13 protein-coding genes and 1 pseudogene are annotated in these 13,703 nt (G+C 75.1%); 10 read left to right on the plus strand and 4 right to left on the minus strand.

Annotated features, from left to right (window positions below; genetic code table 11):
- Positions 1 to 20 precede the first annotated feature (20 nt).
- The 3 genes from BLT52_RS18225 to BLT52_RS18235 are packed head-to-tail and all read left to right on the plus strand — an operon-like array spanning position 21 to position 4,167.
- Positions 21 to 605, plus strand: coding sequence for a DUF4126 domain-containing protein (locus tag BLT52_RS18225; protein WP_090595504.1), 585 nt, complete (start codon positions 21 to 23; stop codon positions 603 to 605).
- Complete coding sequence (locus tag BLT52_RS18230; protein WP_090595505.1) at positions 602 to 1,942, plus strand: NAD(P)-binding protein; 1,341 nt, start codon at positions 602 to 604, stop codon at positions 1,940 to 1,942. The genes BLT52_RS18225 and BLT52_RS18230 overlap by 4 nt, the downstream gene beginning before the upstream one ends.
- A gap of 32 nt (positions 1,943 to 1,974) precedes the next feature.
- Positions 1,975 to 4,167, plus strand: coding sequence for a HelD family protein (locus BLT52_RS18235; protein ID WP_090595507.1), 2,193 nt, complete (start codon positions 1,975 to 1,977; stop codon positions 4,165 to 4,167).
- Between the two features lie 54 nt (positions 4,168 to 4,221).
- On the opposite strand, the gene metF is transcribed toward BLT52_RS18235, so the two are convergent.
- Positions 4,222 to 5,181: a methylenetetrahydrofolate reductase [NAD(P)H] gene (gene metF / locus BLT52_RS18240; RefSeq protein WP_090595508.1), complete on the minus strand. Its 960-nt coding sequence runs from the start codon at positions 5,179 to 5,181 to the stop codon at positions 4,222 to 4,224.
- 50 nt (positions 5,182 to 5,231) lie between these two features.
- On the opposite strand from metF, the gene BLT52_RS18245 reads away from it, so the two are divergent.
- Positions 5,232 to 6,386: a polyprenyl synthetase family protein gene (locus BLT52_RS18245; RefSeq protein ID WP_231946386.1), complete on the plus strand. Its 1,155-nt coding sequence runs from the start codon at positions 5,232 to 5,234 to the stop codon at positions 6,384 to 6,386.
- A gap of 25 nt (positions 6,387 to 6,411) precedes the next feature.
- Here BLT52_RS18245 and BLT52_RS18250 read toward each other — a convergent pair whose 3' ends face one another.
- From BLT52_RS18250 to thiE, 3 genes are read right to left on the minus strand one after another with little or no spacing between them, the layout of a single operon-like run.
- The gene (locus BLT52_RS18250; RefSeq protein ID WP_157677204.1) at positions 6,412 to 6,780 is read right to left on the minus strand and encodes a barstar family protein; all 369 of its coding nucleotides are present in this window, start codon (positions 6,778 to 6,780) and stop codon (positions 6,412 to 6,414) included.
- Entirely contained in the window at positions 6,777 to 7,301 is a 525-nt protein-coding gene (locus BLT52_RS18255; RefSeq protein WP_231946387.1) for a ribonuclease domain-containing protein, read from the minus strand. The genes BLT52_RS18250 and BLT52_RS18255 overlap by 4 nt, the downstream gene beginning before the upstream one ends.
- Entirely contained in the window at positions 7,298 to 8,044 is a 747-nt protein-coding gene (gene thiE / locus BLT52_RS18260) for a thiamine phosphate synthase (protein ID WP_090595512.1), read from the minus strand. Before thiE ends, BLT52_RS18255 begins: the two co-directional genes overlap by 4 nt.
- A gap of 276 nt (positions 8,045 to 8,320) precedes the next feature.
- Here thiE and BLT52_RS18265 point away from each other — a divergent pair, with 276 nt between their 5' ends.
- The 6 genes and pseudogenes from BLT52_RS18265 to BLT52_RS21860 all read left to right on the plus strand — a co-directional run bounded on the left by BLT52_RS18265 (position 8,321) and on the right by BLT52_RS21860 (position 13,661).
- Positions 8,321 to 9,160 carry a glucose 1-dehydrogenase gene (locus BLT52_RS18265; RefSeq protein WP_269457572.1) on the plus strand — a complete coding sequence of 280 codons (840 nt, stop codon included), beginning with the start codon at positions 8,321 to 8,323 and terminating at the stop codon, positions 9,158 to 9,160.
- Positions 9,161 to 9,202: 42 nt separating this feature from the next.
- Positions 9,203 to 10,315, plus strand: a complete 1,113-nt coding sequence (gene thiO, locus BLT52_RS18270; protein ID WP_090595513.1) for a glycine oxidase ThiO — start codon at positions 9,203 to 9,205, stop codon at positions 10,313 to 10,315.
- 104 nt (positions 10,316 to 10,419) lie between these two features.
- Positions 10,420 to 10,611, plus strand: coding sequence for a sulfur carrier protein ThiS (gene thiS, locus BLT52_RS18275; protein WP_090595514.1), 192 nt, complete (start codon positions 10,420 to 10,422; stop codon positions 10,609 to 10,611).
- Positions 10,612 to 10,657: 46 nt separating this feature from the next.
- Positions 10,658 to 11,374 carry a thiazole synthase gene (locus BLT52_RS18280; protein WP_231946667.1) on the plus strand — a complete coding sequence of 239 codons (717 nt, stop codon included), beginning with the start codon at positions 10,658 to 10,660 and terminating at the stop codon, positions 11,372 to 11,374.
- A gap of 157 nt (positions 11,375 to 11,531) precedes the next feature.
- Positions 11,532 to 13,445, plus strand: a pseudogene (gene pknB, locus BLT52_RS18285) (Stk1 family PASTA domain-containing Ser/Thr kinase); the annotation flags it as partial.
- A gap of 24 nt (positions 13,446 to 13,469) precedes the next feature.
- Positions 13,470 to 13,661 (plus strand): PASTA domain-containing protein, encoded by a 192-nt coding sequence (locus BLT52_RS21860; protein WP_407922635.1) that lies wholly within the window; start codon positions 13,470 to 13,472, stop codon positions 13,659 to 13,661.
- Positions 13,662 to 13,703 lie beyond the last annotated feature (42 nt).

Consider the following 13,703-nt stretch of genomic DNA (forward strand, 5'->3'; position numbering starts at 1 on the left):
CTGGCCCTACCCTCACCAGCATGGAGATGCTGCCGCTCGCCTTCACCTCGGGCTGGGCCTCCGGTCTCAACGCCTACGCCACGGTGCTGGTGCTCGGGCTGCTCGGGCGGTTCCTCGGGGTGGACCAGGTGCCCGCCGGGCTGGAGCGGACCGACGTCCTGGTCGTGGCCGGGGTGCTGGCGCTGGTGGAGTTCTTCGCCGACAAGATCCCCTACGTCGACTCGCTCTGGGACGCCGTCTCCACCGTGGTCCGCCCGGTCGCCGGAGCCGCCATCGGCGCCCTGATGGCCGGCGCCCAGGGGGACGTCTGGACCGTCACCCTGGCCTCGGTCGGCGGCCTGACCGCGCTGGTCAGCCACCTGGTCAAGGCCAGTCTCCGTCTCGCCGTCAACACCTCGCCGGAGCCGGCCAGCAACATCGCGGTCTCCCTCGGGGAGGACACCGCAGCGGTCGGGCTCACCTCGCTGGCCCTCCTCTTCCCGGTGCCGGCCGCCGTGGTCGCCGGGGTGCTGCTGCTGGTCGGCGTGGTGGTCGCCGTGCTCCTGGTCCGGCGCACCCGTCGCGGCTGGCAGGCCCTGCAGCGCTGGCGCGACGCCCGCCGGTGAGCCCGGACGCGGGCCGTGAGGTGGTCGTGGTCGGCGCCACCCTGGCCGGGATGGCGGCCGCAGCCCGGTTGGCCAAGGCCGGTCACCCGGTCCGGCTGCTGGAGCGGGGCGACCGGCTCGGCGGCCGCCACGCCCCCCGGGAGCTGACGGGACACCCGGGCACGGTCGTCGACGCGCTGCCGGGCGTGCTGACGTTCCCCGCTCCCTGGCGCGACCTGTTCAAGAAGTCCGGCCGGGCCATGGACGCCGAGCTGACCCGGGCCGGGCTGGCCCTGGTCCCCGGTCCGCCGGCGGTGCACCAGCTCCGCGACGGCACCGAGCTGGTGCTGCCGGCCGAGCGCGCCGAGCAGCACGCCGCCCTCAGCGCCACCGTCGGGCCCGCGGCCGCCGGCCGCTGGCGCGACCTGCTGGACCACCTGCTCCGGGTCTGGCAGGTGCTCCGCCCGCTGGGGATGGAGCTGGAGCTGCGACGTCGCAACCAGCTGACGCCCACCTCCCGCCGGCTGCTGGCCCTGGACCGCAGCGTCGCGGACCTGGCCGAGGACCTGCGCGACGAGCGGCTCGCCACCCTGGTCCGCTCGGTCGCGCTGCGCGCCGGCTCCGACCCCGCCCGGACGCCGGCCTTCCGGGCCGCCGAGCTGGTGGTCACCCGCACCTTCGGTCGCTGGGTGCTGGTGGACCGCGACCAGCGGCCGGTGGCGCCCTCGCGACTGGTCGAGCTCCTCGGCGAGCGGCTCCGGCTCCGCCGGGTCACCCTCGACCTCGGACGCACCGCCACCGCCCTGGACGTCGCCGCCGGCCGCGTCCGGGCCCTGCGCACCGACCAGGGCGACCTCACCGACGTCGCGGTGGTCTCCACGCTGCACCCCTGGCACCACCTCGCGCTCTCCCCCCGGGCGCTGCGCACCACCGACCGGCTACGGCTGCGCCGGGCCCGCCCCGCCCTCGCCCCGGCGCTGCACCACCGCCTGCTCGACACCGGCGATGCCGGCGCGGCGGCCATCCACGGGGTCTCCGAGCTGGTCGAGCACACCCCGGCCGGTCCGGTAGTGCGCTACCACCGCGCGGGCGCCGGGGGGGTCGTCGAAAGCGTGCACGACCACACCGACGCCTCCCCCGACCCCGGGTACGGCCTGGCGTGGCGGGGCGCCTCGAGCTGGTGGTCGATGCCCCCGGTCAGCACCGGCGTCGACGGTCTGTGGACCGCGGGCCCGCACAGCCGGGGCGGCAACCACGTCAGCCAGGTGCTGCTCTCCGGCGCCCTCGCCTCCTACGCGGTCCACGAGCGCGAACCGGTCGCCGCGCCGGGTAGAGTGATGCGTCCGCCCAGAGGCTGACAGGTTCCGGGAACGCTGAAGAGGCAGGTTCGTTGACGTCACACGAGTCGGAGTCCACGGTCGAGCGCGAGATCGCGATCGAGCAGGCTCACGTCGACCAGGTCTACGCACGGCTGGCCGAGGCCACCCGCACGGCTGAGCAGGTCGCCTCCCAGGGACGCAGGCTGTTCCAGAGCGACCGCACCAGCTTCGTCCGCGAGGAGGACGGCACCGGCCTCTACGAGCGCGACGTGTTCGCCTTCCAGGCCGCGCGCCGGCTGGCGACCCTGGACGCCGAGCACGAGGGCCTCGTCTTCGGCCGACTGGACCGCAACGACGCCGAGGTGCGCTACATCGGCCGGATCGGCGTCCGCGACGACGACTACGAGCCGCTGGTGATCGACTGGCGGGCCCGCGCCGCCGAGCCGTTCTACCGGGCCACCCCGGCCGACCCGATGGGCATCGTCCGCCGCCGGGTGCTGCGCAGCCGCGGCACCACGGTGATCGGCATCGAGGACGACCTGCTGGACGGGGAGAACGCCGACGAGGGCCTGGTCGTGGTCGGCGAAGGCGCCCTGATGGCGGCGTTGTCCCGGGCCCGCGGCCCCCAGATGCGCGACATCGTGGCCACCATCCAGGGCGAGCAGGACGAGGCGATCCGGGCCCCGTACCAGGGCGTCACGATCATCAGCGGCGGGCCCGGCACCGGCAAGACGGTGGTGGCCCTGCACCGCGCCGCCTACCTCCTCTACTCCCACCGCAAGCGCTTCGAGCGCGGCGGCGTGCTGGTGGTCGGTCCCAGCCGGGTGTTCATGAACTACATCGAGCGGGTGCTGCCCTCCCTCGGCGAGGACTCCGTCACCCTGCGCTCCGTCGGCACCGTCGCCTCCGACGTGGTCGACCTCCGCGGCGAGCGGGTCGACCCGGCGGCCGCCGCCGTGGTCAAGGGCTCGCTGCGGATGCTGCCGGTGCTGCGCCGCCTGGCCGACGAGCCCTGGGTCACCGGCCCGCTGGAGCTGCGGGTCAGCATCAAGGGCGAGGTGCTCACCCTGCGCGAGGCCCAGCTGACCCGGATCCGCACCGAGGTGCTGCGCCACCACAAGATCAACAGCTCCCGCCCGGCGGCGGAGAAGGCCCTGCTGGACGCCCTCTGGCAGCAGCTGGACGGCGAGGTCGACGTCGAGCGGGCCGTCTTCGACGACCTGGTCACCGACCAGGCGTCCTGGACGATGTTCCTGCACGCCTGGTGGCCCCCGCTGGACGCCCGCGCGGTGCTGCTGCGGCTGGGCGACCCGGCGCTGCTGGCACGGGTCGCCGGTGGCCGGCTGGACCAGGCCGAGCAGCGCGCCCTGTCGGGGAGCTACGCCGGACTGGACCCGGCCCGCCCGGTCTGGTCGGTGGCCGACGGTGCGCTGCTGGACGAGCTGGTGGCCATCATCGGCCCGGCGCCGATCGAGGTCGAGGAGGACCCGACGCTCTTCCTGACCCAGGGCACCGACATCTCCGAGCTGGTCACCACCGCCGACCGGTACCGCCCGGCCCTCGAGGTCGACCCCGGCGCCGACCCGCACGAGCGCTACGCCCACGTGCTGGTCGACGAGGCCCAGGACATCACCCCGATGCAGTGGCGGATGCTGCGCCGGCGCGGCAGCCAGGCGTCCTGGACGATCGTCGGCGACACCGCCCAGTCGTCCTGGCCGAACCCGGCCGAGTACGCCCGGGCGCTGGAGGACCTGATCGGCTCCGCACCGGTGCGACGGTTCAGGATGAGCACCAACTACCGCAGCCCGTCGGAGGTGTTCGCGCTGGCCAGCGCCGTGGTGGCCCGCGACTTCCCCGACGCCGACCTGCCCACCGCCGTCCGCTCCACCGGCATCGAGCCCGAGCTGCTGCGGGTGACGGAGGAGCGTCTCGGCGAGGAGGTGGCCGCCCTGGTGCGCCGGCTCGGCGAGCAGGTCGAGGGCACCATCGGTGTGGTCTGCCCGCCGTCACGGCTGCAGGCCGTGGACGCCGCGCTGCTGCCGGGCCTGGACGGGCTGGCCCCACGGGTGGCTCTGCTCACCGCGCTGGAGGCCAAGGGGCTGGAGTACGACGCGGTCGTGGTGCTCTCCCCCGACGACATCGTGGCCGAGCACTCCGGTGGCTCCCGCGTGCTGTACGTCGCCCTGACCCGGCCGACCCAGCGCCTGGTCACCGTGGACGTCGGCCCCGGCTCCGGTCGCTGGCGCCCCGACACCGCCCGCTGAGTCAGGCCCCGACGGTCGCCGCGAGCACGCTGTCGGCTGGTGGGGCCGGGTGCATCAGGCCGTGGTGACCGCGTCCTGCCGGGCCCCGGTGCCCCGCAGCCGGTCCGCCGCCCGGCCGGACAGCAGCCGCCGGTGGATGTCGCGGGTGGCCTGGGAGCGGTTCATGGTGATGAAGTGCAGCCCCGGCACGCCGAACTCGAGCAGCTCCTCGCAGAGCTCGGTGGCGATGTCGATGCCGGCCCGACGCACCTCCTTCGGGTCCTCGCCGACGGCGTTCAGCCGGTCCACCACCCACCCGGGCAGGTCCGCGCCGGAGAGCTCGGCGAAGCGCTTGATCTGACCGAGCCGGGTGACCGGCATGATGCCGGGGACGATCGGCAGGTCGCAGCCGAGGTCACGGACCCGGCGGACCAGGTCGACGTAGCGCTCGGTGGTGAAGAAGAGCTGGGTGATGGCGAAGCTGGCCCCGGCCCGGGCCTTCTCCACCAGCACCCGGGCGTCGAGGTCGGCGTCGCGGGCCTGTGGGTGCAGGTCGGGGAAGGCGGCCACCCCGACGCAGAAGTCGCCGAGCTCGCGGACCAGGGCCACCAGCTCGGTGGCGTTGGCCAGCCCGCCGGGGTGGGTCTCGAAGGGGACGCTCGGCCCGCCCGGCATGTCGCCGCGGATGGCCAGCACGTTGCGGATGCCGACGTCGGCGTAGGCACCGATGGTGTGGCGCAGCTCGGCGCGCGTCTGGGAGGCGCAGGTCAGGTGGGCCATCGCGCGCAGGGTGGTGTGGCGGGCGATCGCCTCGGTGGCGCCCACGGTGCGGTCGCGGGTGGAGCCGGAGGCCCCGTAGGTGACCGAGACGAAGTCCGGGCCGAGGGCCTCGAGCTCCCGCACCGTCCGCCACAGCACCGTCTGCTCCTCGTCGTTGCGCGCGGGGAACAGCTCGAAGGAGACGAGGGGGCGCTCGGCGGTGGCCAGCAGGTCCCCCACGGACGGCTGCTGGGGCGTCAGACGACGGACGGGCATGGACTCAACCCTAGGCAGCGCCCCCGAACGATCCTGCGTACGCTCAGTCCGTGGTCAACGTCCCAGAGCCCGGGTTCGTGTGGACGACGGACGTCGCGCACGGCTTCGTCGCCGACCCCGAGGACCCGCTGTCGGCCGGCTTCCGACGGGCGGTCGACGCGGTGCTCACCGACTTCCTCGACCGGCAGGGGTACGAGCTCGAGCAGGTCGGCCCCGAGCTGGAGCCGGTGCTCGAGCTGGCCCGCACCTTCGTCGGCGGCGGCAAGCGGCTCCGGCCGGCGTTCTGCCTGTGGGGCCACGCCGCCGCCGGCGGTGACCCCGACGACCGGCAGGTGCTGGCCGCAGCCGCCAGCCTGGACCTGCTGCACGTCAGCGCGCTGGTCCACGACGACCTGATGGACGGCTCCGACACGCGTCGCGGGGTACCCGCCGCGCACCGCCAGCTGGAGGCCCGGCACCGGGCGTCGGGCTGGCGGGGCTCCCCGGCAGCGCTCGGCCAGGCCGGTGCGGTGCTGCTCGGGGACCTGCTGCTGATGTGGTCGGCGGAGATGCTGGACGTCGCGCTGCAGCACTTCGGCAGCGACCAGGCGGGGCTGGCCCGGCTGGTCGCGCACCAGATGCGCACCGAGGTGGCCAGCGGGCAGTTCCTCGACGTGACCGCCTCGTTCAGCCCGCTGGACGGCGACCCGCAGGCCGCGGTGGACCGGGCGCACCGGGTGGTGGAGTACAAGGCCGCCCGCTACACCGTCACCCGTCCGCTGGAGCTGGGCGCGATGCTGCACGGGGTGCCGGAGCGACCGCTGCGCCGGGCGCTGGAGGCCTACGGCAGCCACGTCGGGCGCGCCTTCCAGTTCCGCGACGACGAGCTCGGGGTCTTCGGCGACGAGGCGGTGACCGGCAAGCCGGCCGGGGACGACCTCCGCGAGGGCAAGCAGACCCTGCTGCTGGCCGAGACCCGGGCCCGCCTCACCGGACCGGCGCTGGCCCGGCTGGACGTGCTGGTCGGCGACCCCGGCCTGGACGCCGACGGGGTGCAGCAGGCCCGCGGGCTGATCGAGTCCAGCGGCGCCCGAGCCCGGGTGGACGCCCTGATCGAGGAGCACGGCGAGCGGGGCCTGGCCGCCCTGGACGAGGGCGACCTGCACCCCGCCGGGCGCACCGCCCTGGAGCGGCTGGCCCACGCCGCCCTGCGCCGCGACCACTGACGGCGCCGGGTCGCCGGGTCGCCGGCTACAGCAGCACGGTGGCGACCGGTGCGAGACCAGGGTCCGCGGCACGCTGCTCCAGCACCCGCAGCAGCCGGGCCGTCCCCCGCGGATCGGCCACGGCGAGCTCGTCCCACCCCGGCCAGAGCAGCACCGTCGGCGCGGTGAGGTCGCCCAGGACGTCCCAGAGCGCGTCCAGGTTGGCGCCCAGGTGGCGTCGCCCGAGCACCTCCCCCAGCGCCGCGTAGAAGGCGTCGAGGTCGGTGACCGGCGGTAGCCAGGCGACCGTCCAACCGACGAGCGCCAGCTCCTCGGCCACCTCCTGCGGCGCCCCGAGGGCGCGCACCACGGCGGCCCGGTCGGTGCCCTCGAGCAGGGAGGCCGGGTCGCTCACCGCAGGATCCGCTCGAAGGACTCGTAGTGGTCCGCGGTCCAGAACAGGATGCGGTCCTGGTCCCCGGTCACGATCCGGCGGGCGCCGCGGTCGTCCTCCCCGGGGGTGGGCACGGTGTACTCGCGGTACCAGCCGCGGGGCTGCTCCGGCAGCAGCCCCTCGAAGTTGTTGAAGGTGCGCCCGTCCTGCTCGTGGCGGAAGGGACCGCCGGCCTCGATCAGCCCGACCACCTCGGCCGCCTCCGGGGGCAGCTGGTCCAGCGGCACCCAGGGCAGCCCCGTCTCGGGGTCGAGGTCGGTGCCGACCTGCTCCTGGTCGCGCTGGTCGGCGCCCGGGGGCGCGGTCGACGGCCCGGCCGGGGGCGCGGCGGACGTCGTGGGCGCTCCGGGGCCCGACGGGTCGGGTTGCCCGGCGCCGCTCAGGTCCAACCCGGTCATGGCCGCGACCAGCAGCAGCACCACCCCCACCACCGCCGCGAGGACGCGCGGTCCGCGGCGGGTGGTCGGAGGGCTCTGGCTCACTCCGCCCGCCTCCCCAGCGGGCGCGGGGTGCCGCTGAGACCGGGACCGGCCGCGGCCATCCCGGGGTCCTCGCGCCAGGCCTCGTTGAGCCGGGTCCGCAGCGCCCGGGCCGCAGCCCGCGGGTCGTCGGCCTCGGTGATCGCGCGGACCACGACCACCCGCCGGGCCCCGGCCGCCAGCACCTCGTCCAGGTTCTCCAGGTCGATCCCGCCGATGGCGAACCACGGCTTGCTGCCGGCCCGCTGCGGCGGCGCGGTCGCGGCCGCGGCCCGGACCAGCTCCAGGCCGGCGGGCACGTAGTCGGGCTTGGTCGGGGTGGCCCAGACCGGGCCGGTGCAGAAGTAGTCCACGTCGGGGTCCTCCACCGCCTCCTGCAGCTGCTCCGGGGTGTGGGTGGAGCGCCCGATCACCGCCCAGCGGTGCAGGTGGCGACGCGCCTCGGCCGCTGCGCCGTCGGTCTGGCCCAGGTGGAGCACGTCGGTGGCGAAGCGTCCGCCCAGCACCGGGTCGTCGTTGACGCTGACCAGGCCGGAGGTGGCGGCGGCGGCCCGGCGGGCCTGCTGCAGCACCTCCAGCTCCCGCTCGGGGTCCAGGCCCTTCTCGCGCACCTGCAGGATGTCCACGCCACCGGCGAACACCTCCGCGGCGAAGTCCTCGAAGTCGCCCTGCTGGGAGCGGGTGTCGGTGCACAGGTACAGCCGGGCCGACCGCAACCGGCTGTCCACGCCTCTCAGAGCCGTCATGGACGCCAGCCTAGTCCGGGCCGGGTGTCGCCCCGTTTCCTCCGGGCGGGGCTGGGTAGCCCTCTGTCGACGCGCGAGGAGGCCGCCGCCGCGGGTGCGGCGACGGGGACGAGGACACCGACCAGGCTCCTCGGGCGGACGACGCCTCCAGGGACGAGGGGCACCGGCTCGCCGGCCGCCCGCGCCGAGGACGTCCGAGCAGGTCGGTCCCCGGCCGCGAGGCAGCACCACGAGGCACGACACCACGCACGACCCACGACGACGAAGGGACACCCCGTGAACCAGCCCCGCCAGCAGCAGACCCCTCCCGGCTCCCAGGCCCAGATGGACCCGGTGCCGGACTGCGGTGAGGAGAGCTACGTCGGACACGGCCGGCTCGAGGGCCGTCGAGCCCTGATCACCGGTGCCGACAGCGGCATCGGCCGCGCGGTGGCCATCGCCTTCGCCCGCGAGGGCGCCGACGTCGTCATCTCCTACCTCAGCGAGGACGAGGACGCCCGCTCCACCGCCGAGCACGTCGAGCAGGCCGGTCGCAAGGCCGTCCTGGTCCCCGGCGACCTCTCCGACCCCGCGCACTGCCGCTCGCTGGTCAGCCGCGCGGTCGACGAGCTCGGTGGCCTGGACATCGTGGTCAACAACGCGGCCTACCAGATGACCCACGAGACCCTGGAGGAGGTCAGCGACGAGGAGTGGGACTTCACCGTCGCGACCAACATCTCGGCCATGTTCCACATCACCAAGGCCGCGCTGCCGCACCTGGAGGCCGGTGCCTCGATCATCAACAGCTCCTCGGTGAACAGCGACCAGCCCAGCCCGACCCTCGCGCCCTACGCGATGACCAAGGCCGCGATCGCCAACTTCTCCGCGAGCATGGCCCAGCTGCTCGGTGAGCGCGGGATCCGGGTCAACAGCGTCGCCCCGGGCCCGATCTGGACGCCGCTGATCCCCTCCACCATGCCGGAGGAGAAGGTGGAGCAGTTCGGCACCGACACCCCGCTGGGACGCGTCGGCCAGCCGGCCGAGCTCGCCCCGGTCTACGTGCTGCTGGCCAGCGACGACGGCAGCTACATCTCCGGCGCCCGGGTGGCCGTCACCGGCGGTCGGCCCATCCTCTGAGGCACCCCGGCTGGTCCCGGGCGACGACCCTAGGATGAGCCGGTGCCCACCACCCTCGTCGTCGGCGGCGGCCTGATCGGGACCGCGGTGGCGTGGCGGCTGGCCCAGCGCGGCCAGCACGTCACGGTCGTCGCGGGTGACCCCGGTCAGGCCGCGTCCGGTGTGGCGGCGGGGATGCTCGCCCCCCTCACCGAGTCCGCGTTCACCGAGACCGCCCTGCTGGCGCTCAACCTGGACTCGCTGCGGCGCTGGGAGACCTTCGCCGAGGAGCTCGAGCGGGTCTCCGGGCTGCCGTCGGGGCTGCACCGCACCCCCACGCTGTCGGTGGCCGGCGGCACCGACGACGCCGCCCGGCTGCGCGACCTCGGCCGCTGGTTGGACGACCGCGGTCACCCCTGCCGCTGGCTGACCAGCCGCGAGCTGCGCGGGGCCGAGCCGCTGCTGGGCCCGTCGGTGCGAGGCGGCCTGCTGGTGGAGCGGGACTGGAGCTGTGACAACCGGCGGCTCTGGACCGCGCTGCGAGTCGCCGCCGAGCGGCTCGGGGTCCGCACCGTGACCGGCACCGTGCTCGCGGTCGAGCACGAGGACGGCCGCGCCACCGGGGTCCGCACCGAGGACGGGCAGCTGCTGGCCGCGGACGAGGTCGTGATCGCCTCCGGCGCCTGGGCCGGCGGGCACGGGCTGCCCTTCGAGCTCCCGGTGCGCCCCGTCAAGGGGCAGGTGCTGCGGCTGTCCGCCGGCCGGCTGCCCCGCCTGGCCCACACCGTCCGCGCCTTCACCCAGGGCTCGGAGGTCTACCTGGTGCCGCGCTCCGACGGCGAGGTGGTGGTCGGGGCCACCGTCGAGGAGCAGGGCTTCGACGCCCGGGTCACCGCCGGCGGGGTGTACGAGCTGCTGCGGGACGCCCGTCAGGTGGTGCCGGTGACCGCGGAGTACGAGCTGTCCGAGTGCCGGGTGGGGTGGCGTCCGGCCACCCCCGACAACGCGCCGGTCCTCGGACCCACCCCGCTGGCCGGGCTCACCGTCGGCGTGGGGATGTACCGCAACGGCGTGCTGCTGACCCCGCTGGTGGCCGACGTCCTGGCCGGCTGGGTCGACGACGCCCATCTCGAGCCCGTCGCCACCCCCTTCACCCTGGAGCGCTTCGCCTCCTGACCCCGCGCCCCCGCCCCGGCCCGCCGGCTCCGCTGTTTGCCGCCCTCAGGCAGCCGGAGGATGATGGAGGGCGCCACCCCCACCCACCACCAGAGGACCCCACCGTGCAGATCCAGCTCAACGGGAAGCAGCGCGACCTGCCCGCGGGCAGCTCCGTCGCCGACCTCATCGCCGACCTCCCCCACCGCGGTGTGGCCGTGGCCGTGGACGGCGTCGTGGTCCCCCGCAGCGAGCACGACCGGGTGCTGACCGAGGGTGTCGTGGTCGAGGTCGTGACGGCGGTCCAGGGTGGCTGAGGACGCGCTGGTCGTCGCCGGCCGCACCTTCGGCTCCCGGCTGATCATGGGGACCGGAGGTGCCCCCAGCATGTCGGTCCTGGAGAGCGCCCTGACCGCGTCCGGCACCGAGCTGACCACCGTCGCGCTCCGCCGCGTGGACCCCTCGGCCCAGGGCACCGTGCTGCAGGTGCTGGACCGGCTGGGGATCGCCGTGCTCCCCAACACCGCCGGCTGCTTCACCAGCGCCGAGGCCGTGCTCACCGCCCAGCTCGGCCGCGAGGCCCTGGGCACGGACTGGGTGAAGCTGGAGGTGATCGCCGACGAGGTGACCCTGCTGCCGGACCCGGTGGAGACCCTGGACGCCGCCGAGCGGCTGGTGGCCGACGGGTTCACCGTGCTGCCCTACACCAACGACGACCCGGTGCTGGCCCGCCGGCTGGAGGACGTCGGCTGCGCCGCGGTGATGCCGCTGGGCGCCCCGATCGGCTCCGGGCTGGGCATCCGCAACCCGCACAACATCGAGATGATCGTCGAGCGGGCCGGGGTGCCGGTGGTGCTCGACGCCGGTATCGGCACCGCCTCGGAGGCCGCGCTGGCCATGGAGCTCGGCTGCGACGCCGTGCTGCTGGCCTCGGCGGTCACCCGCTGCCACGACCCGGTGGCCATGGCCACCGCGATGCGGCACGCGGTGGTGGCCGGACGGCTGGCTGCGGGCGCCGGCCGGATCCCGGTGCGCCGCTACGCCGAGGCCTCCTCGGCCATGGCCGGACGGATCGACTGAGCCGGTCACGGGCCCCGGTGGGCCGCCGGAGAGGCGGCCGAGAGTGGCAGCTCGGACCCGGCGCGTTCTGTCAGGGTTCTGTGGTAGTGGCACCTATGCTCGCTGCCAGGGCTGACACGGCCTTTCTTCCCCGACCGTGTACGGAGCTGACGTGACCATGACCAGCATGCGCGACCCCCTGGTGGGTCACGTCCTGGACGGTCGCTACCAGATCCTCGAACGTGCCGCCCGCGGCGGCATGGCCACCGTCTACCGCGCCCTCGACACCCGGCTGCAGCGCATCGTCGCGGTCAAGGTGATGCACGAGGGCATGGGCGAGGACGCCGACTTCATCCGCAAGTTCGACCGCGAGGCGCGCGCCGCGGCCCGGCTCTCCCACCCCAACGTGGTCTCGGTCTTCGACCAGGGCCACGAGCAGCTGGACGGCTCGGGGACCGGGCGTCCCTACATCGTGATGGAGTTCGTGGCCGGCACCACGCTGCGCTCGGTGATCTCCCGCGACGCCCCGCTGACCCCGCTGCGCACCCTGGACCTGCTGGACCCCGTGCTCTCCGCGCTGGCCGAGGCCCACGCCCACCACCTGGTGCACCGCGACGTCAAGCCCGAGAACGTGCTGATCTCGGACCGGGGGCAGGTCAAGGTCGCCGACTTCGGGCTGGCCAAGGCCATCAGCGCCCAGACCAACACCGCCACCGCCGGGGTGCTGATCGGCACCGTCTCCTACGTGCCGCCGGAGCTGGTGGTGCACGGCAGCGCCGACACCCGCGCCGACGTCTACAGCTTCGGCATCGTGCTGTTCGAGATGCTGACCGGGCGCAAGCCCCACACCGGCGACTCCCCCTACGAGGTGGTCTTCGCGCACGTCAACAAGGACGTGCCCGCCCCCTCGTCGGTGACCTCGTCCTCCTGGCGGATCTCCCGCGACGCCATCCCGCCCTACCTCGACGTGCTGGTCCGCACCGCCTGCGCCCGCGACCCCGACCGGCGTCCCCGCGACGCCCGGGTGCTGCAGGCGATGCTGCGCCAGAGCCGCGACGCCCTGGTCGCGGGGGTGATGGACGACCCCGATCTCACCGCCCGGATGGCCGACCCGTCCTCGTTCACCGACTCCTCGGTGCCCCCGGTGCCGACGCTCCGCACCCCCAGCTCGCCGCAGTCCCCGCACCTGCTGCCGCCGCCGGAGCCCGCGGACCCGGTCCCGCACGGGCTGGGCGAGCCGGTCGAGGCGCCGTCGCCCTCACGCCGGTTGCGGACCACGGTCAGCGAGTCCGAGATCGTGCCGGTGGCTCCGCCCGCCCCCGCCACCCCCGCGCGTCCGCGGGGCCGACGACGACGCGCCGCAGCGCCCCTGGACGAGGTCTCCCGCCCGCTGCAGGAGCAGTTCGACGCCCGCACCCGGGCCCGACGTCGCCGCGGGATCGTGATCCTGCTGCTGGTGCTGCTGCTGGCCCTCGGCGTGGCCTGGGGCAGCTGGTGGATGGCCTCGGGTCGTTGGACGGCGGTGCCCCCGGTGACCGGGATGTCCCGCGACGACGTCCAGGAGCTGGTGGGCCAGGAGGACCTGGCGGTGGCCTTCCGCGAGGACTGGAGCGAGACCGTCCCGCCCGGTGCGGTGATCACCACCTCCCCCGACCCCGGTGCCCGGGTGCTGCAGGGCAGCCAGGTCCAGGCCGTGCTCTCCCGCGGCCCGGAGCGCCACGGGGTGCCGCCGGTGGTGGGCAGCACCCGCGAGGACGCCCGGCTGGCGCTGACCGAGGCCACGCTGGCCGTCGGTGAGGTGACCGAGGTGTGGCACGAGGAGGTCCCCGCCGGTGTGGTGACCGAGGCGGGCGTGCGGGCCGGGCGGGAGGTCCGGCGCGGGACCGCGGTCGACCTCACCGTCTCCCGGGGCCGTCAGCCGGTCCAGCTGGGCGACCACACCGGGCGCCCGGCGTCCCGCGCCGCCACGGCGCTGGAGGAGGCCGGGCTGCGGGTGGAGCAGCAGCAGGAGCACTCCCGGACCGTGCCCGAGGGCGAGGTCGTCGAGCAGTCCCCGGCGACCGGGACCCGCTACCGCGGTGACACCGTCACCCTGACCGTCTCCCTCGGCCCGCGGATGGTCACCGTGCCCAACGTCCGCAAGATGGGGGTGGCGGCCGCCACCCGCACGCTGGAGGACGCGGGCTTCGAGGTGCGGACCGCCCCGGTGGAGGACAACCACCTCGGGCTGGGCTACGTCGCCGACGCCGACCCGGGGCTGGCCACCGAGGCCCCCGAGGGCTCGACCATCACCCTGTACCTGGTCTGAGCGCGTCCGCCGACGGGGGGCCCGACGCCCTACGCTGTCCCG

The organism is Auraticoccus monumenti (assembly GCF_900101785.1).
GTDB classification, from domain to species: domain Bacteria; phylum Actinomycetota; class Actinomycetes; order Propionibacteriales; family Propionibacteriaceae; genus Auraticoccus; species Auraticoccus monumenti.